General features: G+C 63.8%; 27 protein-coding genes. 10 read left to right on the top strand and 17 right to left on the bottom strand.

Translation table 11 applies throughout. The features are described from left to right. Positions 1–26: 26 nt before the first annotated feature. Complete coding sequence (gene cofH / locus BLR35_RS01545) at positions 27–1,400, top strand: 7,8-didemethyl-8-hydroxy-5-deazariboflavin synthase subunit CofH (RefSeq protein ID WP_090376332.1); 1,374 nt, start codon at positions 27–29, stop codon at positions 1,398–1,400. Position 1,401: 1 nt separating this feature from the next. On the opposite strand, the gene BLR35_RS01540 is transcribed toward cofH, so the two are convergent. The 5 genes from BLR35_RS01540 to BLR35_RS01520 all read right to left on the bottom strand — a co-directional run bounded on the left by BLR35_RS01540 (position 1,402) and on the right by BLR35_RS01520 (position 6,443). After that, positions 1,402–1,863, bottom strand: coding sequence for a DUF2267 domain-containing protein (locus tag BLR35_RS01540; RefSeq protein WP_090376330.1), 462 nt, complete (start codon positions 1,861–1,863; stop codon positions 1,402–1,404). A 152-nt stretch (positions 1,864–2,015) separates the two neighbouring features. After that, complete coding sequence (locus tag BLR35_RS01535; protein ID WP_090376327.1) at positions 2,016–2,759, bottom strand: GIDE domain-containing protein; 744 nt, start codon at positions 2,757–2,759, stop codon at positions 2,016–2,018. A gap of 72 nt (positions 2,760–2,831) precedes the next feature. After that, positions 2,832–4,055: an ABC transporter permease gene (locus tag BLR35_RS01530; protein WP_090376324.1), complete on the bottom strand. Its 1,224-nt coding sequence runs from the start codon at positions 4,053–4,055 to the stop codon at positions 2,832–2,834. Continuing rightward, positions 4,052–4,828, bottom strand: a complete 777-nt coding sequence (locus tag BLR35_RS01525) for an ABC transporter ATP-binding protein (RefSeq protein ID WP_090376322.1) — start codon at positions 4,826–4,828, stop codon at positions 4,052–4,054. Before BLR35_RS01525 ends, BLR35_RS01530 begins: the two co-directional genes overlap by 4 nt. A gap of 70 nt (positions 4,829–4,898) precedes the next feature. Then, entirely contained in the window at positions 4,899–6,443 is a 1,545-nt protein-coding gene (locus tag BLR35_RS01520) for an amidohydrolase (RefSeq protein WP_090376319.1), read from the bottom strand. Between the two features lie 450 nt (positions 6,444–6,893). Here BLR35_RS01520 and BLR35_RS01515 point away from each other — a divergent pair, with 450 nt between their 5' ends. Next, on the top strand, positions 6,894–7,322 hold the full coding sequence (locus BLR35_RS01515) for a hypothetical protein (protein WP_090376316.1): 429 nt from the start codon (positions 6,894–6,896) through the stop codon (positions 7,320–7,322). A gap of 54 nt (positions 7,323–7,376) precedes the next feature. Further along, positions 7,377–8,612 carry a hydroxymethylglutaryl-CoA reductase (NADPH) gene (hmgA, locus tag BLR35_RS01510; protein WP_090376313.1) on the top strand — a complete coding sequence of 412 codons (1,236 nt, stop codon included), beginning with the start codon at positions 7,377–7,379 and terminating at the stop codon, positions 8,610–8,612. Positions 8,613–8,706: 94 nt separating this feature from the next. Here the strand turns inward: hmgA and BLR35_RS01505 are convergent, their stop codons facing one another. From BLR35_RS01505 to BLR35_RS01490, 4 genes are all read right to left on the bottom strand, one after another. Then, positions 8,707–8,901, bottom strand: a complete 195-nt coding sequence (locus tag BLR35_RS01505; RefSeq protein WP_090376310.1) for a hypothetical protein — start codon at positions 8,899–8,901, stop codon at positions 8,707–8,709. 217 nt (positions 8,902–9,118) lie between these two features. Further along, positions 9,119–9,532 (bottom strand): hypothetical protein, encoded by a 414-nt coding sequence (locus BLR35_RS01500; protein ID WP_090376308.1) that lies wholly within the window; start codon positions 9,530–9,532, stop codon positions 9,119–9,121. 68 nt (positions 9,533–9,600) lie between these two features. Next, entirely contained in the window at positions 9,601–9,939 is a 339-nt protein-coding gene (locus tag BLR35_RS01495) for a hypothetical protein (protein WP_090376306.1), read from the bottom strand. A 37-nt stretch (positions 9,940–9,976) separates the two neighbouring features. After that, positions 9,977–10,501, bottom strand: coding sequence for a DUF5817 domain-containing protein (locus BLR35_RS01490; protein ID WP_090376303.1), 525 nt, complete (start codon positions 10,499–10,501; stop codon positions 9,977–9,979). A 106-nt stretch (positions 10,502–10,607) separates the two neighbouring features. On the opposite strand from BLR35_RS01490, the gene BLR35_RS01485 reads away from it, so the two are divergent. Together BLR35_RS01485 and BLR35_RS01480 are read left to right on the top strand one after the other, a co-directional pair. Next, complete coding sequence (locus BLR35_RS01485) at positions 10,608–10,946, top strand: cupin domain-containing protein (RefSeq protein ID WP_090376301.1); 339 nt, start codon at positions 10,608–10,610, stop codon at positions 10,944–10,946. Between the two features lie 114 nt (positions 10,947–11,060). Continuing rightward, on the top strand, positions 11,061–12,425 hold the full coding sequence (locus tag BLR35_RS01480) for an NRAMP family divalent metal transporter (protein ID WP_090376299.1): 1,365 nt from the start codon (positions 11,061–11,063) through the stop codon (positions 12,423–12,425). Here BLR35_RS01480 and BLR35_RS01475 read toward each other — a convergent pair. Further along, positions 12,422–12,802, bottom strand: coding sequence for a winged helix-turn-helix domain-containing protein (locus tag BLR35_RS01475; protein ID WP_090376296.1), 381 nt, complete (start codon positions 12,800–12,802; stop codon positions 12,422–12,424). The two genes, BLR35_RS01480 and BLR35_RS01475, sit on opposite strands and share 4 nt — an antisense overlap. Before the next feature lie 95 nt (positions 12,803–12,897). On the opposite strand from BLR35_RS01475, the gene BLR35_RS01470 reads away from it, so the two are divergent. Next, a complete protein-coding gene (locus BLR35_RS01470) occupies positions 12,898–13,518 on the top strand; it encodes a DUF7509 family protein (RefSeq protein WP_090376293.1) in 621 nt (206 codons plus the stop codon). A gap of 78 nt (positions 13,519–13,596) precedes the next feature. On the opposite strand, the gene BLR35_RS20915 is transcribed toward BLR35_RS01470, so the two are convergent. The 4 genes from BLR35_RS20915 to BLR35_RS01450 all read right to left on the bottom strand — a co-directional run bounded on the left by BLR35_RS20915 (position 13,597) and on the right by BLR35_RS01450 (position 16,695). After that, complete coding sequence (locus BLR35_RS20915) at positions 13,597–14,166, bottom strand: hypothetical protein (RefSeq protein WP_244510168.1); 570 nt, start codon at positions 14,164–14,166, stop codon at positions 13,597–13,599. 138 nt (positions 14,167–14,304) lie between these two features. Continuing rightward, entirely contained in the window at positions 14,305–14,760 is a 456-nt protein-coding gene (locus BLR35_RS01460) for a GNAT family N-acetyltransferase (protein ID WP_090376289.1), read from the bottom strand. A 125-nt stretch (positions 14,761–14,885) separates the two neighbouring features. Beyond that, positions 14,886–16,148, bottom strand: coding sequence for an isocitrate dehydrogenase (NADP(+)) (gene icd, locus BLR35_RS01455; RefSeq protein ID WP_090376286.1), 1,263 nt, complete (start codon positions 16,146–16,148; stop codon positions 14,886–14,888). 223 nt (positions 16,149–16,371) lie between these two features. Continuing rightward, positions 16,372–16,695, bottom strand: a complete 324-nt coding sequence (locus BLR35_RS01450; RefSeq protein ID WP_244510167.1) for a hypothetical protein — start codon at positions 16,693–16,695, stop codon at positions 16,372–16,374. Positions 16,696–16,795: 100 nt separating this feature from the next. On the opposite strand from BLR35_RS01450, the gene BLR35_RS01445 reads away from it, so the two are divergent. The 3 genes from BLR35_RS01445 to map all read left to right on the top strand — a co-directional run bounded on the left by BLR35_RS01445 (position 16,796) and on the right by map (position 18,864). Continuing rightward, positions 16,796–17,692: an isoaspartyl peptidase/L-asparaginase gene (locus BLR35_RS01445; protein ID WP_090376280.1), complete on the top strand. Its 897-nt coding sequence runs from the start codon at positions 16,796–16,798 to the stop codon at positions 17,690–17,692. 83 nt (positions 17,693–17,775) lie between these two features. Further along, positions 17,776–17,898 carry a hypothetical protein gene (locus tag BLR35_RS21070; protein ID WP_280139347.1) on the top strand — a complete coding sequence of 41 codons (123 nt, stop codon included), beginning with the start codon at positions 17,776–17,778 and terminating at the stop codon, positions 17,896–17,898. A 66-nt stretch (positions 17,899–17,964) separates the two neighbouring features. Then, positions 17,965–18,864 carry a type II methionyl aminopeptidase gene (gene map / locus BLR35_RS01440; protein WP_090376277.1) on the top strand — a complete coding sequence of 300 codons (900 nt, stop codon included), beginning with the start codon at positions 17,965–17,967 and terminating at the stop codon, positions 18,862–18,864. A 96-nt stretch (positions 18,865–18,960) separates the two neighbouring features. Here the strand turns inward: map and BLR35_RS01435 are convergent, their stop codons facing one another. Further along, on the bottom strand, positions 18,961–19,161 hold the full coding sequence (locus BLR35_RS01435) for a DUF7835 family putative zinc beta-ribbon protein (protein ID WP_090376274.1): 201 nt from the start codon (positions 19,159–19,161) through the stop codon (positions 18,961–18,963). A 341-nt stretch (positions 19,162–19,502) separates the two neighbouring features. Between BLR35_RS01435 and BLR35_RS01430 the strand changes: the two genes are divergently transcribed. Continuing rightward, entirely contained in the window at positions 19,503–20,042 is a 540-nt protein-coding gene (locus BLR35_RS01430; RefSeq protein WP_090376271.1) for an HIT family protein, read from the top strand. On the opposite strand, the gene BLR35_RS01425 is transcribed toward BLR35_RS01430, so the two are convergent. After that, positions 20,043–20,279, bottom strand: a complete 237-nt coding sequence (locus BLR35_RS01425; RefSeq protein WP_090376268.1) for a glutaredoxin family protein — start codon at positions 20,277–20,279, stop codon at positions 20,043–20,045. 31 nt (positions 20,280–20,310) lie between these two features. Then, positions 20,311–21,564, bottom strand: a complete 1,254-nt coding sequence (locus BLR35_RS01420; protein WP_090376266.1) for a tRNA (N(6)-L-threonylcarbamoyladenosine(37)-C(2))-methylthiotransferase — start codon at positions 21,562–21,564, stop codon at positions 20,311–20,313. Positions 21,565–21,570 lie beyond the last annotated feature (6 nt).

Genomic DNA, 21,570 nt, shown 5'->3' with positions numbered 1-21,570 from the left:
CTCGCTGTGTGGGCATCGTTACGCCGATGGAGCGACCGGTGACCGAGGCCGACCTCACGTTCGAGCACGTCCCCGAGACCGAGCAGTCGTTCGAGAACGCACTCGAGAAAGCCCGTGCTGGCGATCGACTCACGGTCGAGGACGCCATCGAGTTGCTCACGACGGGGACGGACGTCGAGGGGATCGACCGCCGGCGGAAGGAGGCGGTCCTCGAGGCTGCCGACCGTCGGCGGGCCGAGGTGGTCGGCGAGGAGGTCACCTTCACCGCGAATATCAACAACAACGTCACGACGGCCTGCAACGTGGGCTGTCTGTTCTGTAACTTCAAGGACGCCGCACACACCTTCGAACGTGACGCCGAGGTCGAGACGGTCGGGTTCACGAAGACACCCGCCGAGTCGCGCGAGGTCGTCCGCGATGCGGTCGAACGCGGCGTCTACGAGGTCTGCTCAGTGTCTGGCCTCCACCCGGCGTTCGCGCTCGACGACGAACATCGCGAGATTCTCGAGGCCCACCCGAATCCGAAGGAGGTCAACTACAAACCGCCGGAGGTCTACGAGACCAGCCCCGGCACCTACGTCGACCAGATGTCGGCGATGAGCGTCGACGGCGTCCATGTTCACTCGATGACGCCCGAGGAGGGGTACCACGCCCGCCGGGGGACCGACTGGTCCTACGAGGAGGTCTACCGGCGGCTGAAGGAGGCCGGCCTCGATACAGTGCCCGGTACTGCCGCCGAAATCCTCGTCGACGAGGTCCGGGACGTAATCTGTCCGGGCAAGATCGGCACCGACGACTGGCTCGAGGCGATGGAGGCCGCGGCGAACGTCGGCCTCGGACTGACGGCGACGATCATGTACGGCCACGTGGAAAACGAGGCCCACCGCGCGTTGCACCTGAAACGGATCCGGGACCTGCAAAAGCGGGTCGACGGCGCGATCACGGAGTTCGTTCCCCTCTCCTTCGTCCACCAGAACACGCCCCTCTTCGAGCACGACGTCGTCTCCGGGGGCGCAAGCACCGACGAGGACGAACTGATGATCGCCGTCTCGCGGCTCTTCCTCGACAACGTCGACCACGTCCAGTCCTCGTGGGTCAAGTACGGCGACGAACAGGGGCTGAAAATGCTGAACTGCGGCGCGGACGACTTCATGGGGACGATCCTCTCGGAGGAAATCACCAAGCGGGCAGGCGGCGGCTACGGCGAGTTCCGCTCGTTCGCCGACTACGTCGAGATGATCAGTTCGATCGGCCGGATCCCCGTCGAACGATCGACAGACTACGAGAAGCGACGCGTCGTCGATCCCGAGGACCCACCATTCGGTCCACAGCTAGGGCCGAAAGCAGACGGAACGCCACTGCTCGAGGGCGACGAACGACGCGCTCTTGCGGACGACTGACTCATCCCGACTCTTCGTCCCAGGGTTTCGTCTCCGCGTGGGCGAACTCGAACAGTTCGTCGAACTCCGCGGGAAGCTGGTTCTCGACGTTCGCGAGTTCGCCACCGGGGACCAGTTCGCTCAGGAGCGCGACGACGGCCTTGCTCTGGTAGACTGCCTCCGACCGATCGACTTCGGAGGGCTTCCCGTAGGAAGCATCGAGGTCGAGGTCGTCGTAGTTCATCCGCATCTGGACTCGATCGACGAACTCGTCGAAGTCGTACGTGTGGCCGTGTTCGACCTCGAGGAGGTGGCGGTCGATCTCCATCGGGAGCGGACTCGCGATGTCGGTCGCACCGCCTTCGCCGACGCGTTCGCCGAGCGTCGCGAGGACTGCACGCGTCGTTCGGACGCCTTCGGCCTGTCGGCCAGCCTCGATTCGGTGCTGTACCTCGCCGACGAAGTCGCTGTAGCTCGTAGCCATCGCAATCGGGAGTGAAACGGTGTGGCTCAAAAGCAACCAGCCGGAGATTGCAACCGTACGTGAGAGGCTACACTATAGTAACAACTGCAACTATTTACACACTGATCGCACAGCTATCGTGTGATCAGGGGTGCACTGACTTGCAGTGGCTACTATAGCAGGAGTAAACCGATTATCGCCGCGAGCAGGCCGCCGCCGATCCAGATCGCCCCTGGCTTCGCCAGTCGCCTGGCGGCGACGTACTGACAGGAGTCCGCGACGACGAACGCGGGCGTCTCGGGACCGTCCTCGATCACCGCACCGACGTCGCGCATCGTCTCTCTGGCGTCGATGTCGTAGTGAGACTGGCCGAAAACGTACACCTCCTCGCCCGGATCGAGCCGGCGTTCGTGGTAGCGCCTGTTGTTCCCCGTCGAAATCTCGACGACGCCGAGATCGATCGAACTGTTCTCGGACTCGAGGTCCGACTGGGTCTCGAGAAACTCCCTGACCTGCTTCGGTTCAGGTTCGCCACCGTCGACACCGATCGTGATCTCCGTCGAGAGGGCGAGGTCGGCTCCCTCCGGTTCGACGCGGACGCTCGCAGTGTCGTCCTCGAGTCGGAACGGGACGACGTCGGTCCCTTCGTCGACGGTGGTCCACGAGGAATTGTTCCCACTGGACTGGTACTCCTCGACCTCGTACTCGTAGACGAGACACTCCGTCTCGGTCAGCGGTGACGAGATCGTCCCATCGACGGCGGTCGCCGTCCCCTCGAGTTCGACGGGGCCGTTGGCTCGCTCGACCGACACGACGTCGTCGATGTCACCGCGATATACGTGATAGGCCGGCTGGAGCTTCCAGCAACCGACCGCGACGAGGGCAACGCCGACCAGGACGAATATCGCACCAGGCATCGGTCGAACGTCTCATCTCGAGCCGATAATAGTGTCGGTTCCTGACACCACGCCGCACGGAACGGGAACCGACTACTCGTGGCGCAACGCCTCGATCGGGTCGACGCGGGCCGCTCGCCACGCCGGATAGAGGCCGGAGACGACTCCCACGCCGATCCCGACGACGATGGCGATCACGATCCAGTCGACGGGGTAAGCCATCGGCCACTCGAGCAGCGACACGCCGAGATAGCCGGCACCGAGTCCGACCGCGACGCCGACGACGGCACCGATGATCCCGAGGATGGCCGACTCGACGAGAAACAGTTGCATGACGTCGCGTTTCGTCGCGCCAACGGCTTTCATGATACCGATCTGGCGGGTGCGTTCGGTGACGCTGACGATCATGATGTTCGCGATGCCGATCGACCCCACGATGAGCGCGATCGCAGCGACGGCACCGATAAACAGCGTCAACTGATCGACGATGTCCGTGAACTGCTCGATCGCGTCCTCGAGCGTCTGGACCAGGATCTCGTCGTCGTCCCCTTTCAGTTCGGTTGCGTGCGATTCGTCCTCGAGGTAGTCGGTGACTGCTTCCTGAGCCGGATCGACGGCGTCGAGATTCTCGGCACCCACCTGCAGTGCCGGATACGCACGTTCCTCGTCGCCGTCGGGCGTCTCTATCGTCGTCGTGTAGTGGGGTTCGACGGGAACGAACAGCTGTGGTGGCGTCTGCTCTCCCATCTCGGCCTCGATGATCCCGGAGACGGTTACTGTTTCCGTCTCGCCATCTTCGAAGGTCAGCGTGAGTTCGTCGCCGGCAGAGACGTTCTCCTCGAACAGTTGGCTGGCCCGGTCGTTGACGACGGCCTCGTCTTCGTCGTCGAACGGCTCGCCCTCGAGGAACGCCTCGTGCTCGAACCGGTCGGCAGTCGTCGCCTGTGCGTCGACGATACCCGTCACCTGTTCGTCGTCGCTCGCCATCTGGACGACGTCGAGCGAGCCGTCGGGTGCGACGTAGTCGACGCCGTCGATCGACTCGAGTTCTTCGACGTCGGTTTCGGTGTACAGCGGCGTCTCGACGGGAACGATTCCGACTCCTTCCGCGGGTTCCGTCTGGGTGTGAACCGTCATGACCGGTTCTTGATCGGCCTCGATGTCACCGACGATGCTCTGGGAGAAGCCCGACCCGAGCACCATGAAGGTAATCACGGCGGCGATGCCGATCACGACGCCGATCGTCGTCAACGTCGACCGGAGCTTGTGGGACGTGATCGAACGCCAGCTAATACGGAGGCTCTCGAGGACGTTCATGGCTCTCCCCCAGTGGTACTCGAGCGGGTAGTATCGGCATCGGCGACGGGCACGGCGACGTCACGGCGCTCCCCCAGATGTTCGACGTCCTCGAGCCGCCCATCCAGCAGGTGGACGACGTGATCGGCGTACTCGGCGACCTGACGTTCGTGAGTTACCAGCAGGATCGTCGTCCCCTCGTCGTTCAGCTCCGTAAACAGTTCCATGATCTCCGCTTCGGTGTCGGTGTCGAGGTTCCCCGTCGGCTCGTCGGCCAACACGAGCGTCGGATCGTTCGCGAGCGCCCGCGCGACGGCGACCCGCTGGCGCTGGCCGCCCGACAGTTCGCTCGGGACGTGCTCGAGCCGATCCCCGAGTCCGACCCGCTCGAGCAACGTCCGCGCGCGCTGCTCGCGATCCACGTCGACCGCGTCGTGAAACACCATCGGGAGCGTGACGTTCTCGGCGGCGGTCAGCCGCGGCATCAGGTTGAACGTCTGGAAAACGAAGCCGATCTCGGTCCCCCGCAAGTGCGCTCGCTCGGCGTCCGAGAGCACCCTCACTGAGCGACCTCCGACCTCGATCTCTCCTTCGTCGGGCGTGTCGAGACAGCCGATCAGGTTCATCAGCGTGCTCTTCCCCGACCCGCTCGGCCCCATCACCGCGGTGAACGACCCTTCCCCGAGCGTCAGCGACACGCCGTCGATCGCGTGAACCGGCTCCGCGAGGTGGTAGGTTCGACGGGCGTCCTCGACGGCGACGGCAGGTGCCGCCTCGAGTCTCTCCCCAGACATCTCACTCGCCTACCACGACCGGGCCGATAACGGTTACAATCGGTCACAGCGCGTGAGTATCGAGAAAACGCTACGCGTCGCGCCCGTCGAAGACGACCTCGCCGTCGACGACCGTCAGTGCCACGTCGATCTCGTCGATCCGGTCGCCCTCCCACGGCGACTGCTCGAGGACGACCAGATCTCCGCGTTTGCCGACCTCGAGGGTTCCGAGGCGATCCTCGTCGAAGCCGGCGTAGGCGCCGCCGTACGTGTAGGCTCGCAGGGCCTCGGTTACCGAGAGTCGTTGCGCTTCGGCGGACGCGTTAACCGCGTGGTGGACGCCAAGCAGCGGATCGAGTGGCATACAGTCCGAACCGAACGCGAGCGGGACGCCCGCGTCGAGGACGCGCCGGAGCCGATTCGTCCGCCGACGCCGCTGCTCGCCGAGTCGCTGGTCGTAGAGACCGCCCTCGCCGGCCCAGCGGTGGAAGTTCGGCTGCATCGAGGCGACGATGCCGGCGTCGGCCATGCGCTCTAAGTGCTCGTCGGTCGCGAGTTCGACGTGTTCGATCCGGTGGCGCGATCCTGCAGGATCGTCGGTGTCCTCGAGCGCCGAGATCGTCTCCTCGATCGCCTCGTCGCCGATAGCGTGGGCAGTCACCTGGAAGTCTTCGTCGTCGGCCTGGTCGACGATCTCGCCGAGTTCGTCGGGGTCGACGACCCACTCGCCGGTGTTCTCGTCGTGGCCCTCGTAGGGGTCGAACAGTTTCGCCGTCAGCGCGCCGATACTGCCGTCGGTGTAGCTCTTTATCGCACCCGTCTGTACACGATCGCTGCCGGCGTTCGTCGCGAGGCCTACCTCGGCGACGGCTTCGAGGTGGTCCGCCCAGTAGTTGATTCGCACGCGCGTCGGCAGTTCGCCTTCGGCCTCGAGGTCCCGGTAAACCCGGGGAGCCTTCGAGTTGCGAACCATGTCGTGGACGCCGGTGACGCCTCGTTCGACCGCGTACTCGAGGCCTGCAGTGACGAGGTCGTGGGTCTCCTCGTAGCCCGGTGCGATCCCCTTGCGGACGATCTCGGCGGCGTCCTCGACGACGACGCCCGTCGGGTCGCCGTCCGGACCGCGTCGCACGTCATCTTCGGGGAGGTCACCTGCGAACCGCTCGAGGGCGATCGAGTTGAGCGACGCAGCGTGCATGTCCACTCGAAGCGCGACGACGGGTCGCTCCTCGCTGACCCGGTCGAGGTCCTCGCGTGTGAGGTACGCTGCGTCGTCCCACTCGCTCTCGTCGTAGCCGAATCCCTGTACCCACTCGTCGGGATCTATCTCGTCGGCGCGGGCAGCGAGGCGATCGAGACACTCCTCCGCGCTCTCGGCCCCCGAGAGATCCGCGTGGACCAGGTACCGGCCGAGGTTCTCGATGTGCGTGTGTGCGTCGATGAATCCCGGCAGGACGACCTGCCCCTCACAGTCGATCACGTCGGTCTCGACGCCCTCGAGGAACTCGATCTCGTACTCGTCACCGATCCGGACGATCTCTCCGTCACGAATCGCGAGGGCCTCGTGGGTCTCGTCGGGTTGCGTCAGCGTGTGTACCTCCGCGTTCGTCACCAGGAGGTCCGCAGCGTCGGTCATGTACGATGGCCCTCGTGCGAGGGGCAAAACGATAGTGGTCGCGGGCGAACCGGCCGGTTGCGACGAACCGTGGCACGAGACGGGGAGCGTTACGTGTTGATCATCCAGCGTGCGGTAGCGCGCGCTATGTCGCGATGAGCGAAAAGCGAACCGCGATACAAACTGTGCGAAGGATTCACGAGCGAAGCGAGTGTTAGCGCGGAACCGAAGGTTCCGCGAACCATGCGAACAGTGCGAGACGAACGTCTCGCAGACCATGCGAGTGGGCCATCGGCCCACGAGAAGAGGGCGTTTCGCGCCCGTGAGCAGAAATCGGCTGGGGAGGACGTGGCCACTCAGCGTCGCCACGATAGCAGAACAGTTCGTTCCGGTTACGTCCCGTACAGTTACCGGAGCCAAAGAGGAACTATCAACAATCGATAAGTCATCCCCGTTCGAATTCACGCACACATGGTCTCCCGCGAAAACCGAGTCATCGCCGGTTCGTTCGTCCTCCTCGTAACCGCCATCGCCGTCCTGACCGCGATCGACAGCTACACGGGCGTCTCGATGGGGGAACACCCGCTTCCCGCCTTTCTGCTCCTCGTCGGGTTCGCGGTCGTCGTTCCACAGCTCTATCTCGCCGCGACCAACGGTGGGGAAAGCGACGACATCTCACCGCAGGCTCGAGTCCGGTTCGCGACCGTCGCGATCACCGCCTTCGCCCTCCTGTTTGCGAGCGACGTGCTCCTGACCGGGTTCGAAGCGAACCCGCTCGAGGACGTCGAAGCCTTGCAGAACCTCCTGATCCTCGCGATCGGTGCCGTCTCGCTGCTGGTGCTTCTCGGCTACGAACTCGTCTCCGGCTACCGCTCGAGCGGGAGCGGCGAGACGCGGTAACGAAACCCGACCGAATCAGCAATCCTTAGGACAGCCGACTGTCTCCACCGACACATGACCACGACCGATCCCGCAGACCTCGCCGACCGCGTCGCGGACGGTGAGCTTCGTATTCACGAACTCGAGGACCACGCCGACTACGACACGGCGGCCGAGGCCCGCCGGCTACTCGTCGAGCGCGAAACTGGGGCGGACCTCGAGGCCGTCGCCGATTACACGTTCGACGCGGAGCAGGCGAACAACACGGCCATCGAGAACATGGTCGGTGCGGCGCAGGTGCCGATGGGCGTCGCCGGCCCCGTTCCCGTCGACGGAAGCGCGGCCGAAGGTGACTACTACCTCCCGCTGGCGACGACCGAGGGCGCGCTGGTGGCGTCGATCAACCGCGGCCTGTCGACCATCCGGTCGGTCGGTGGTGCAACGGCTCGCGTCACGAAAAACGGAATGACTCGTGCGCCGGTGTTCCGTGTCGACGGCGTCGCCGAAGCCTCCGAGGTCGTCGAGTGGGTCGCCGACAACGTCGACCGGCTTCGCGAGGCCGCCGAGTCGACGACGAGCCACGGCGAACTGCTAGACGTCGAACCGTACGTCGTCGGCGACTCCGTCTACCTGCGTTTCGCCTACGACACCAAGGACGCGATGGGGATGAACATGGCCACCATCGCGACCGGTGAGGCCTGCGAACTCGTCGAGGCGGAGACGCCCGCCGACCTCGTCGCGCTCTCGGGCAACCTCTGTTCGGACAAGAAACCCGCCGCGATCAACGCCGTCGAGGGGCGCGGCCGCTCGGTCACGGCGGACGTCCTCATCCCCGGCGACGTCGTCGAGGACCGACTCCACACCACGCCCGAGGCCATCGCCGAGGCCAACACCCGCAAGAACCTGACCGGCAGCGCCAAAGCGGGCAGTCTCGGCTTCAACGCCCACGCCGCGAACGTCGTCGCCGCAGCCTTCCTCGCGACCGGCCAGGACGAAGCCCAGGTCGTCGAGGGCGCGAACGCGATCACGACCATGGACGCTCGAGAGAACGAGGACGGAACGACCGACCTCTACGCCTCCGTCTCGCTCGCCTCGCTCGAGGTCGGCACCGTCGGCGGCGGAACGAAACTCCCGACGCAGGCGGAAGCACTCGACATTCTCGGCCTGCGCGGTGGCGGCGATCCGGCGGGGTCGAACGCCGACGCGCTCGCGGAGATAATCGCCGTCGGCGCGCTCGCCGGCGAACTCTCCTTGCTCGCGGCGCTCTCCTCGCGGCACCTCGCGAGCGCCCACGAAGATCTGGGTCGATAAAACAGGTCCGTTCGACGGTCTCGTCGTCTGCTCTTGAATCGATTCTCCGTCCGGCTGTTACCGTGTGCCGGTCGAGAACGAGACGCCGAGTCGGTCAGTCCGCGCTGGTCGCGTCGCCGTGTCCCTCATCGAGGGCGGCAAAGACGAAGCCACCGACGCTGAGCACCATGAGCACGCCGCCCACGGCGATGATCTCGATCACCTCGCCCATGAAAATGCCGGCGAGGATCGTGACGACTCCGATGACCAGTGCAGCGAGTCCAGCGTTGATCGCGGTCGAATCCTCCATACGTACCGCATTTATAGACAGTCAGAATAAATCGGTCGATCGCGGTCGATCATCCCGGCTGCTCGAGGTCGGAGCCAGCAAGAAAAGTCCGACTGCGGCGACGCCGTATGCGACCGCGAGGTCCCGACCGCAATACACATTGGAAGCGCTACGAGGACCTCGAACAGTAATGTAGCGGCACCGTGACGACCGACGTTCGTTCCACGGTACGCATCGATCACACCTCCTCGCTCTCGTCGCGTGCCCTCGCCAGCAGCCCGACTACGACGCCGAAGACAGTCCCGCACAACATCGTCGCAGCCTTTCGCCTCGGTACTTTTCCGCGCAATCCAGCGTGGAGCACCATTGCCGTATCCAGCGCATCTACGGCGAGTGCGACGCGATTCCACGCTCGTCGCTGACCTTTCGGGGCGATGAGCTGCCCGAAGCCGAGCCCTATTGCCCTGATGCAGGCGTACCGAACCGCGACCTCGGCCGACTCGCTCTCGTCTGCCAGGAGGCCGTACCATCGTCCGAGCAGACGCGGGAAGAACAGACCGATCGCGCCGAAGACTACGCGGAACCACGGCAACGTCCGCTCGAGGTCGTCGATCGTCGGTCGTCGCGGAGTCGGGGGGAAAGCACTGGACATGCCGATACGTTGGCCGGCTGACTCTTATCCTTTTGTGAAGATCGCAACCTCGGCCCGATCTGAATCGGTTACTCCTCACGAGCACGAATCGTCTCGAGCGCCACGTATCCCCCACCGGCGAGCAACAGGCCGTAGCCGCCGAGCAGTTGTGGGACGCTCGAGGCGAGTCCGACGAGGGCGAGACCGACTCCGGCGACGACGTGTGCGAGTGCAAAATCCCCGCGTCCGTACGCGCCGTGAAGGATGCCGACGGCGACGAACGTCGCCGCGAACGCGCCAATCGCGAGTGCCATCGTATCGATACCGAACAGGGTTTCGCCCAGGAACGTCCCGTAGATGAGCAGGAGGATCGCGATCACCGTTCCGACGCCGATCGTCAACTCCTGAACGTCGACTTGCTCTGCCATTGCCCGCCGTTTAGACTGGAATCGCAAAGCACTGACGCTATAGCTTCCGATAGCGACCACGGCTCTCGCTGACGACGCCCCGCCGAGTCAGTTTCTCGAGGGCGTTCCTCGTATACTCCGCCGAAACGCCGCGTTCGTCGGCGTAGTCGACGATTTCGTCCTCTGTCGGCCGCTCCAGTTCCTCGAGCGCCCGTTCGACGATCTCTTTCTTGCTCCCGCTCCGGGTCGGCCCGCGAGGGTCGCGGTCGCCCGCTGCCTCGAGTTCGTCGACGTCCAGCCCCGACCCCTCGAGGTACTCCTCGTCGTCGATGACGCCGTCGGCGACGTCGTCCTCGAGAGTTCCGAAGGACTCCAGTTCCGCAAACCGCTCGCCCTCCCCCTGCCGGTTCGCGAGCATCGAAGCGCGAACGTCGCGTGCGTGGTCGACATCTTCGGTCTCGACGAACTTCTTGCGTTTCTCGTAGGCGCGACGCGAGCCACAGCGGGGACACTGGGTCGTCTCCGAGCGCCCCTCGAGGATCCAGAGGTGCGAACACTCGCTACAGCCGACGACGGCGTACATGCGTTGGATGTGGGGCGTCCCGGTAGTTCAACGTTCGGTAACCGCGGTGAAAGTGATCGTTCGACGGACGGGACTATTAGGAGCGGAACCGTTGTACCCGAACCGTATGGAACGCAGTTCACTCTCCGACCTCGAACCGACCGAGGCCGCCGACGGCGTCCACCTGACACTGATGGCTGGCAGCGAGTCGATGAACGTCCAGCACTTCGAGATCGAACCCGGTGCAGTCGTCGAGGAGCACAGCCATCCAAACGAACAGACGGGATTCATCTACGAAGGCGAGTTGACCTTCCTGACAGAGGGTGAAGAAATCACCTGCGGACCCGGCGACTCCTACGCGATTCCGGGCGGGCAGCCACACGCGGCCGAGAACCGCAGCGGCAAGACGGTCCGTGGCGTCGACATCTTCAGTCCGCCACGGGAGAATCCGAACTGGCAGGAGTAGTCGGTCCCGTTTGCCCCATCGACGACCGAATAGACGTCTCTGGACGACCACCCACCACCCCCAACCACTGATAGATACCACAGGATTATATATCTCACGTAGAAAGAGAGCCCGATGGCAACCGAGACGTGTCAGGAAGAGCGGACAGTTGGGCGAATCGGTGGATTCGTACGACGATTAGGACCGACCTGGCTCGCCGGAGCGATCGCGGCAGGGCCGGCGACGATGGCCAGTCTGCTGGTCGCAGGGGCGAGCTTCGGTTACACGTTGCTGTGGGTGGTCGTCCTCTCGGCGGTGCTCGGAACCGTCGGCCAGTATCTCGCCATGCGGCTCGGCTTGCTCACCGAGGCAGGTATCGTCGCGGTCGTCGAGGAACACCTCGGCTCGTTCTGGGCGTGGGTGCTCGTAATCGATGTCGTGCTCGCGGCGGGACTGGCCCAGCTCGCGATCATGCTGACGCTCGCGGACGTCAGCGCGACGATCGTCGGGACGGCAGGCCTGGGGGTCGCTGCGCTTTCCGATCCCCGGTTCTGGGGTGTGACGTGGGCAGTGATCCTCGCACTCGGGCTGGCCGGCGGTGGCTACCGGGTCGCCGAAATCGGTGCCAAGCTACTCGTCTCGCTGGTCGTCCTCGCGTTCGTCGCGTCTGCCTTCGTCGTCCCGATCGAACCGGCAGCTGCGGCAGGCGGACTCGTGCCCGAGATACCTGGCGTCGGCGGCGCGGTCGTCGCTGCCGGCGTCCTCGGCGGCGCGGTCCACATCACGCTGTTGACGATGCAGAGCTACACCATGCGCGCTCGCGGCTGGACCGACGACGACAGCGACATCGCGACCTTCGACGTCGTCAGTTCGATGCTCGTCGCCTTCGGCGTCTTCAGCCTCGCCGTCTTCCTCGTCGCGGCGAGCGTCCTCCCAGGAGTGGTCGCTGACCCCAGTGCAATCGACGAGATCCAGGCCGCCGAAGCACTCGGTCCGATCGCCGGCGACCACGCAATGTGGCTGTTCCTGTTCGGACTGTGGGGCGCGGCGGTCTCGACGCTCGGCGGGAACACGATCGTGCCACCCTATCTGCTCGCGGACAAGCTTGGCTGGGAGCAGTCCGTAGAGGACTCGCGCTATCGCGCCGCGTTGGTCGTCGTTGCGCTCGCCTCCGCAGCCGGCGCGTTCCTCGGCGGCGACTTCCTTCAGATTCTCGTACTCGTCCTCGCGTTCGGACTCGTGGGGACGCCGTTCGCACTGGCCGTGATCCTCTACCTGCTGAACGATCCCGACGTAGTCCCCGAAACGAACTCGTGGCTTGCGAACGTCGGTGGCGGCGTCCTCTTCGCAATCGCGACCGTACTGGCCGGCGAGTTCGTCCTCGAGGAACTCGAGGGCGCAACTGCTGGCGATCCGATATCGGCGTTCGTCATCGTCTTCGCGGTCGCTATGGTGCTCGCAATCGGTGGACTCCTCGGCAAGTACGTCAGAGAGAACTAGTACTCCTCGAGCGCGTCCCACTCGCGGGCCATCAGTTCGCGAACGCCGTGCTCGAGGATGCCCTCTCCGAGTGCGGTCGCCCGGTAGTACGAGTAGAGCCCGTCTGTGTCGGGCTCTTTGCGTTTGCGATTCTCGACGAGTCCCACGTCGACGAGTTCGTCGAGATGGTAGTGGAGCACGTTCGACTCGATATCGAGCCGATCCCGTAGCTCGGTCGCGCTCTGGGAGCCACCCTCGAGCAGGGCGTTGAGGACGCGAAACCGGGTCTCGTTGCCGATCGAGCGTTGCATCTCGAGGTACTCCTCGAGGCTCAGGATGCTGTGCTCGGGAAGCAGATCGTCCCTGGCTCGCCGTGCCGCACGTTCGGACTCGGCCATGACTGGAATTTGAATCCCCGCATCTATAAGCGTTCCCTGAGTCAGTAACCACTGAAACGGCGTATATTTATATACTATCCGTGAGCAGGCGAGGTATGCGCGATCGGATCGTCAACGAGCTCGGTTCGCTGCCACGGTCGCGGTTCCTGGTCTACCTGATGGGACCCTACGAGGCGTTCGACCTCGAGCACACACTCGAGGACGCCGATCCCGAAGCGATCCCCGAGTCAGTCGACTTCGGGACGCTCGTCGGCTCCGACCACGACCTGGAGCACGACGAGGCGGCGCTGGATCTGCTACTCGACGTTCGCGACCGACTGCGGACGGAGGCCGGCGTCAACGCCTTCCTCGCGATCGACGTCGACGTCCCGCTTTCGGAACTGGACGCCGCCTCCCAGAGCATCGCCTTCGCTCGAGCGAGCAACGCCGTCGTCTACGTCGTCCCCGCGGTCGGGGACAACCTCGGCGTCGGCATCGAGGTCGGGGCCGTCCTCGAGGCACTGTTCGACGACGACGTTCCCGACCACCACCGGGAACGAGTGATGTTCGTCCACGAATCGGGCGTCCGCAGCGCGATGATCGCCGCCGTCCGCGATCGCTGGGAGGCACGAATCTACTCCTACGAGGACCGTGAAGACCTGACGCGCCAGCTACGGCTGTACGTGCGCGACCTGATTCGGAAGGAGCGAACGGGCGAGTTACCGCGGCTCGACTAGTGGCGGTCCAAGCCCGAACTGCAGGGTCGAAGCCGGTCGTGTGGCCGGTTCGACCCAGCAGTCGACACTTGAACGGTACTAGAAGACGACGACGCCGAGCAGGGACCTCGCAGCGAGGTAGAGGCCGACGGCGTAAACGAGGTCGATCCAGAGGAATCGAAGGAGGTTCACGACTTTCGACACCGCGACGAGCGGGTAGCCGACGAACTTCAGGGGACTCGACGTCGCACGGGACTGTTCCCAGAGCGCGTCGGTCGCCACGGTGTTCGGAAACGTGTGCGAACCGACCGCACCGCCGAGCCAGGCCAGAAGCCACCAGAACGGAACGTCTCCCTCGATCAGCGGCACACTCAGTGCGAAGACCGCGAACGCGACCGCCGAACAGGCGAAAAACGGCATCAGCGTGACGGCGAACGTGCTCCGATAGTCGTCGATGCCGTAGAAGTCGACGACGACCTCGCCCGACTCGTCGCTCGCGGGTTCTGCGTCCCGACCGTCGAGTTCCTCGTCGTCCAGTTCCTCGAGCGCGTCGCCGTCGAGTCGCGCGACCGGAACGCTGTACTTCCGTACGTAATAGTCCTGTACGATCCCGTTGAGTACGATACCTGGAAACGTCACCAGGTTGAATACGAGTCCGGCTAATGACATCCAGATAAAAATTCAAACCTTATGTCGTAATGCTTGTGGCCGTAGCGATCGGTACCGAAGTAGGAAGCGATGGACGAATTCGGCCCTCACACTCATAATAACGGGCCGCCCACCACTCGTGATAACGACGGTTGCACTCTACTGTAGCGACTTCCGCATCTCGACGTGCGGAATCCCTGCCTCCTCGAACTCCTCACCGTGTCGCTCGTACCCGAGTCGGTCGTAGAACTCCGCGGCGTGGGTCTGCGAGTGGAGTTTGAGTTTCGCCAGCCCGAGTTCGGTCGCACACTCCTCGATTGCTGCCATCACTTTCCGCCCAATCCCCTCACCACGTCGCGACTCGAGGACGGCGACGCGTTCGACCTTGCCGACATCGCCGTCCCCGAGTTCACGCAGCCGGGCAGCACCGATCGTCTCGTCGCCGTCGTAGGCGACGAAGTGGACCGCATCGGCGTCGTGCTCGTCGTACTCGAGATCCTCGTCGACGCCCTGCTCCTCGACGAACACCTCGTGTCGGACCGTAAGCGCGTCCTCGCGTTCGGTCTCGTCGGCGACGGCGCGCACCTCGAGGTCCGCGTCCGCGTTCGTTGACATGGCAGTCCGTACGGACTCGCCCGACGAGTGCGTTACGACACGAGGATTCGACGGCGATTCGAGATCGGAACGAAGCGATGCAAGAAATAACGCGTATTCGGGAAACAGACGGCGGGAGAACCCCTTTACGCGAGGTTCTCGATGTTCTCGACGACTTCCTCGGCGAACTCGCTGGTGGCGAGCTTCTCGGCGTCCTCGAGCTGGCGCTCGAGGTCGTAGGTGACCTTGCCCGAGGAGATGGTTTCCTCGACGGCGTCACGCACGAGGTCGGCGGCGTCGTCCCAGCCGAGGTACTCGAGCATCATGCGGCCCGAGAGGATCATGGCGGTCGGGTTGACCTTGTCCTGGCCCTCGTATTTGGGTGCGGAGCCGTGGACGGGTTCGGCGAGCAGGCGGCCGTCGCCAAAGTTCGCGCCAGGCGCGATACCGAGACCACCGATCTGGGCGCCACAGGCGTCGGAGATGTAGTCCCCGTTGAGGTTCATCGTCGCGAGGATGTCGTACTCGTCGGTCCGGGTCAGCACCTGCTGGAGCATGTTGTCCGCGATGCGGTCGTTGACGACCACGGCGTCTTCGGGTGCTTCGCCGTCGCGTTCTTCCCAGAGAGTGTCCTCGGTGATGACCTCGTCACCGTACTCCTCTTCGGCGACCTCGTAGCCCCAGTCGCGGAACTGACCCTCGGTGAACTTCATGATGTTACCCTTGTGGACGAGGGTAACGGAGTCACGGTCGTGCTCGAGGGCGTAGTCGATGGCACGGCGGACGAGACGCTTCGTCCCAAACTCCGTGATCGGCTTGACGCCGATGCCGACGGGACCGTCGTGGATGACGTCGTCGAAGCCCATGTCCTCCTCGACGAACTCCTTGACCTCTTCGACCTCGTCGGAGCCCTCTTCCCACTCGATGCCGGCGTAGACGTCTTCCGTATTCTCGCGGAAGGTGACCATGTCCATCTGGCTCGGCTCGGAGACCGGCGATGGGACGCCGTCGAGGTGGTAGGTCGGTCGAACGTTTGCATAGAGATCGAGTAGCTTGCGCAGTCCGACGTTCAGCGAGCGGAAGCCGGCGCCGACGGGCGTCGTCAGCGGCCCCTTGATCGCGACGCGGTGTTCCTTGATCGCCTCGACGGTCTCGTCGGGAAGGTTCTCGTCGTACTTCTCGCGAGCGGACTCGCCAGCGTAGACGCGCATCCAGTTGATCTCGCGGCCGGTCTCCTCCGCGGCGGCCTCGAGCACTTTCTGTGCGGCTGGACCAACGTCGCTCCCGACGCCGTCACCGTAGATAATCGGAATAATCGGGTTGTCAGGTACTTCGAGTTCGTCCTCGGTACCTTCTTTCAGCGTGATCTTCTCCCCCTCTTCGGGGACCTCGATCTTGTCGTAGCTCATCTCGTCTGTACGGTTCTCTCATAGGGGGTAAAAGACCTACCATTTCTATCGAAGCGGTCCGATACACCGTCTACCGGTCACCAAACGAGATATTCCGGAGTAGTGGCGTCATACCGTCGATAGAGCAAGGACTCGCAACCGAAATGTTGCTCCGCGGATAGTATAAACATTCGTCGAAAGAGTGGTTCGACAGTGACAAACGTACAATTTCGACTGCCAGTCGCTACAGCCGATCGTCGCTGGTCTCGAGATCGTTGCTCCCAGGACGGCCGCTCGTCGGGCCCCTCCAGTAGCGAACGATCAGCGTCAGTCCGATACCCGAAAGCACGACACCGGCAGTCGCGATCACCGCGCGTTCGGTCCAGGTCAGCCACGATTCCCTGACTGCCGACCAGAGGACAGTCCCCAGCGTAATCCCGAGAACGACCAGCACCGTCCCGACGTCGACCGAATCGCGATCGTCGTCGACTGCGAGTCGCCAGACCGCGACGGCTGACATCACGGCACAGAACCCCATCAACAGGACGGGCGGCGACAGCGTCGTCATCGTCGGATTCGGTTCAGCGGCCGCCATCGTAAGTGTAGGGGTTTCGCGACGGTCGCACGGAATCGGTACTCGTTACCACCAGGAGCCACCAGATGCTCGTATGCAGGTACTCGTTCACGGTGGTGCCGGCAGCGAACCCGACGAACCAGAACCCAGACAGGCAGTCCTCGAGGAGGCGGCCGAAGCCGGGACAGCGGAATCGGAACCAGTCGACGCGGTCGAGGCCGCAATACACGTCCTCGAGTCCTCGCCGCGGTTCAACGCCGGCGTCGGCAGCGCCGTCCAGAGCGACGGGGAGATTCGGACGGACGCGGGGATCATGACCGACGACCGAGCGGTTGGCGCGGCCTGTTCGATGGAAGGCGTCGAACACGCTGTCAGCGCCGCACGAGTCGTCATGGAGGAAACCCCCCACGGATTCGTCTCCGGCGATCACGCCGTCTCGCTGGCCGACGCTTACGGAATCGAGACGGACGTCGACCTCTGGTCCGAGCGCACGCGCGAGAAGTGGACTGAAGAAGACCTCGAGTCGACCGACGACGTCCGTGCCCAACTCGAGTCGATTCACGACCGGTACGGCCAGTCGGATCCCGACGGTCGGGACGAGCCAAAAGACGAACACGACCACGACACAGTCGGCGTAGTCGCCTTCGACGGCGAGTCGCTCGCGGCGGCGACCTCGACCGGCGGACGATGGCTCGCGCTCGCCGGCCGCGTCGGTGACGTTCCGCAGGTCGGCTCCGGCTTCTACTGTTCGCCGTCGGCGGCGGTGAGCGCAACGGGTGCCGGTGAAGACATCGCGCGCGTGACGCTCTCGAGACGCGCCGCACGCCACGTCGAACGCGGCCTCGAGGCAAGCGAGGCAGCCAACCTCGCGATTTCCGAGTTCGGGGAGCTCACCGGTTCGACTGCGGGACTCATCGTCGTCGACGCACGCGGAAATCTCGGCTCGGCCTACAACAGTTCCCAGATGCAGACGGCACACCATCGGGACTGATCGGTTCTGTCCCCGATCCTCCGCCCGGTTACGACGATTGACGTAGGATAGTTTTATTATTGTCGTGTTCCTTGCCACGACCAATGCTCCAATCCCCACATCACGGCACGCGACACTGCCCGCGCTGTGAGACGACGCTCTCGAACGTCCAGGGCGTCGACACCTGTCCGGAGTGTCGCTGGATCGACGGTCGAACGGACCGCTGACAGGTTCGAGTGGCGGGATAGCCCCGAGGCGGAACCTCTTTTTGCCGACCGGCACAATCCCGGTACATGTCCGAATCCGAGGTGGACCTTCAGTCCGAGAAGTACGAGAAGCACCGCGAAGCTGGCGAAATCCTCGCACAGGTACGCGAGGAAACCGCCGACCGCGTCGAGGTCGGAGCGAGCCACCTCGAGATAGCCGAGTACGCGGAAGACCGGATCCGCGAACTGGGTGGCGAACCCGCCTTCCCCGTCAACATCTCCGTCGACCACGAGGCGGCCCACGCGACGCCGTCGATCGACGACGAGACGACCTTCGGCGAGGAGATGATCAACCTGGACATCGGCGTCCACGTCGACGGCTGGCTGGCCGACACCGCGATCACCGTCGACCTCTCCGGGAACCCCGAACTCGCCGAGGCGTCGGAACAGGCGCTCGAGGCCGCCATCGACGTGATCGAACCCGGCGTCGGCACCGGCGAGATCGGTGCTGAGATCGAAGACGTCATCGACGGCTACGGCTTCAATCCCGTCGTCAACCTCACCGGTCACGGGCTTGGCCACTGGGAACAGCACACCGACCCGAACATTCCCAACCGCGCCGTCTCGCAGGGAGCCACTCTCGAGGTCGGCGACGTCGTGGCCATCGAACCGTTCGCGACCGACGGCGGCGGCAAGGTCACCGAAGGCGCAAGCGAGGAGATCTACGCGCTCGAACGGGAAGGGAAGATCCGAAACCGGGACGCACGCGAGGCGCTCGAACAGATTACCGACGAGTTCCGGACACTGCCGTTCGCGACCCGGTGGCTCGAGACCGACCGTGCTGAGATGGCGCTGCGACGGCTCAAGCGCAACGACATCGTCCACGGCTATCCGGTACTACAGGAAGACGACGGCTGTCTCGTCAGCCAGAAAGAACACACCGTCATCGTCACCGAGGACGGGTGCGAAGTGACGACTGCCGAGTGAGGTCAACAACCGGTTGACGAGACGCTGTAGACGAGTGGCAATCGCTGTTCGGTCGTTTGGGGTCCGGTGAGTAATGGGGGGTCGTTAACGGGTTATTTACGCGTTGTTCATCCGCTGGCTCGTGCGCGTTCCACATCGCTGGCACTCGCTCACGCGGTAGGGTTCACGGGAGAACTGCGCGTTCTCCTGTTTGACGCTTTCCGTTCGAATCTGCACGGACACTTCGTGTATCGTTTCGAGTCCGCATTCGTCACAGTGTTCGGTTATCCCGTTGAATGAGTTATCAGTCGTTGCCATTACTCGACTGCTATCGACAGGACCATCTTAAACCTCCGCACGATTTCGAGTTCTGAGTCGGAATTCCTTAACCAGAGGTTGTGAATCGACACAACTTCTTTAGATCGTTCAATATCGTTTAGCAGCCTATATAGTGTTCTTATTGTGAATGTCTTTGCGCCCCTAAATTCACTTACAGTGACATCACGATTCGTCATGGAAACAAATTATTTCGTTCAGTGATCGAGTGATTTACCGTCGCGCGCGGATAGTATATGGTATCCTTTGACATAGACAACCCCACACTCGAGCGGATCGGGTCTCACCGACAGTATATAGGAGTCTCTCCCATGTCCTCCGGTATGGAGCAGGTGTTTGCACCCTGGCGGATCGAGTGGATCAGACGCGACGAGAAAAACCCGGATATCGACGACTGTGTCTTCTGTGAACTTCCGGAGCTCGACGACGAGCGGGAGAACCGGCTCGTCGCACGCAACGACCACGCGTTCGTCCTCCTGAACAACTATCCGTACAATCCAGGTCACGTCATGGTCATTCCGTACGCCCATACCGGGGAGTACGGCGAGCTCACCGACGAGCAATTGCTCGGTCACGCCCAGCTGAAACAGCGGACATTCGACGCCCTCGAGGATTCGATCGAACCCGACGGATTCAACGCCGGCCTGAACCTGGGAGACGGTGCCGGTGGCTCCATCGACGACCACCTGCATACCCACATCGTTCCGCGCTGGCAGGGCGATACGAACTTCATGCCCGTGCTCAGCGATACGACGGTGATCGTCGAGGCTCTCGAGGAAACGTACGATCACCTCCACGAGGCGTTCGCCGAGCAAGAGGGTGCTACGGTTCCGGACGAGAACAGTGCGGTCGTCTTCGAGTAACTACGCGTACATCTCGTCGAGGAACTCGAGAATTCGGTCCGACTCGGCCATCGTCACGCCGTACTCCTCGTCGACAACTACCGGAACGCCGCGCTGACCGGAGACTCGCTTGACTTCGTCACGGTCGGAGTGGAGTGCGTCGACCCACACGCTCTCGTAGTCGACGTCCAGTTCCTCGAGTCGATCGGCGACGCGTTCGCAGTACGGACAGCCGTCGAGTTCGTACAGCGTGACCATACGCTCCGTTCGTCCCAATCAGGTAAAAACCCTAGACCGGCTTCCCGAACGCGTACATCGTCTCGTGGGCCGTGATCTCGAGGTCGACGAAGTCGCCGGGCGCTAAGCCGTGGTCGGTCGCGTTCTGGACGATGACCTGCCGATAGGCCGAATCGCGGCACTTCACGGAGTCGGCGGTTCCCTCCTCGACGACGAGACAGTCCTCGCGGCGTTCGCCGACCATCGACTCGTAGGCGTCGGCGACGATGTCGCGTTTGAGTTCGCTCATCTCCTTCGAGCGTTCCTTCTTGACGGTGCCGCCAAGTCCCTTCATCTCGGCGGCGTCGGTGCCCGGGCGCTTCGAGAAGCGGGTGACGTTGATCTTCTCCGGGCGGGTTTCCCGGAGCAACGCCATCGACTGTTCGTGGTCGTGGTCGGTTTCGGTGGGGAAACCGACGATGAAGTCCGTCGACAGCGTCCAGTAGTCGAGTGCGTCGTCGAAGACGTCGACGACCTCGAGGTACTCTTCGACCTGGTGTTGGCGGCGCATGTCGCCGAGCACGTCGTCGCTGCCGGACTGGACGGGCGCGTGCAGGAAGTCGTACAGCTTCTCGTTTTCGGCGAAGACCTCGGCGAGTTCCTCGCGGATACCGTGGACGCCCTTCGGGTTGGCCATCCCCACGCGGACGCGGAAGTCGCCGTCGATAGCACAGATGCGCTCGAGCAACTCGTGGAGTTTTCGTTCGCCCGTGTCCCAGCCGTAGACGCCGGTGTCCTGTCCGGTGATACGTATTTCTTTCGCGCCCGCGTGGACGAGCGCGCGGGCCTTGCGGACGTTCTCCTCGATCGACGGCGAGTCGATCTTCCCAGTCGCCTTCTTCGTGATGCAGTACGAACAGTCGGACATACAGCCCCGTGCGATGGGGAGGATGCCGACGACGCCGTCGAGGATGGGGTCGGCGTCGGGCGTGGTCGTCGGACACTCGCCGTTGGTGACGGCCTGGGGGACCTCGTCCCAGTGGAGGACCTCGCCGTCGACGTCGGCCGCGGCGAACTCCTCGCCCTGAGCGAGGGCCATACAGCCCGTGATGTAGAGGTCGGCCGTCTCGTCGGCCAGTTCCTCGGCCCGACGGAGCATGTTCCGTTCGGTCTTCTCGACGACGGTACAGGTGTTGAGGATGGCGACGTCGGCCTCCCCGGGGCCGTCGACCCGGTAATGTCCCGCGTCCCGGAGCCGCCGCTCGATCTCGCGGCTCTCTCCGCGGTTCGACGTACAGCCGTACGTTTCGATGTGGTACCGGGCCATTCGTCT

This window comes from Natronobacterium texcoconense, assembly GCF_900104065.1.
Taxonomy (GTDB): domain Archaea; phylum Halobacteriota; class Halobacteria; order Halobacteriales; family Natrialbaceae; genus Natronobacterium; species Natronobacterium texcoconense.
Note: the sequence above shows the minus strand (reverse complement) of the source record. Positions and strands in the feature narration are given on the sequence as shown.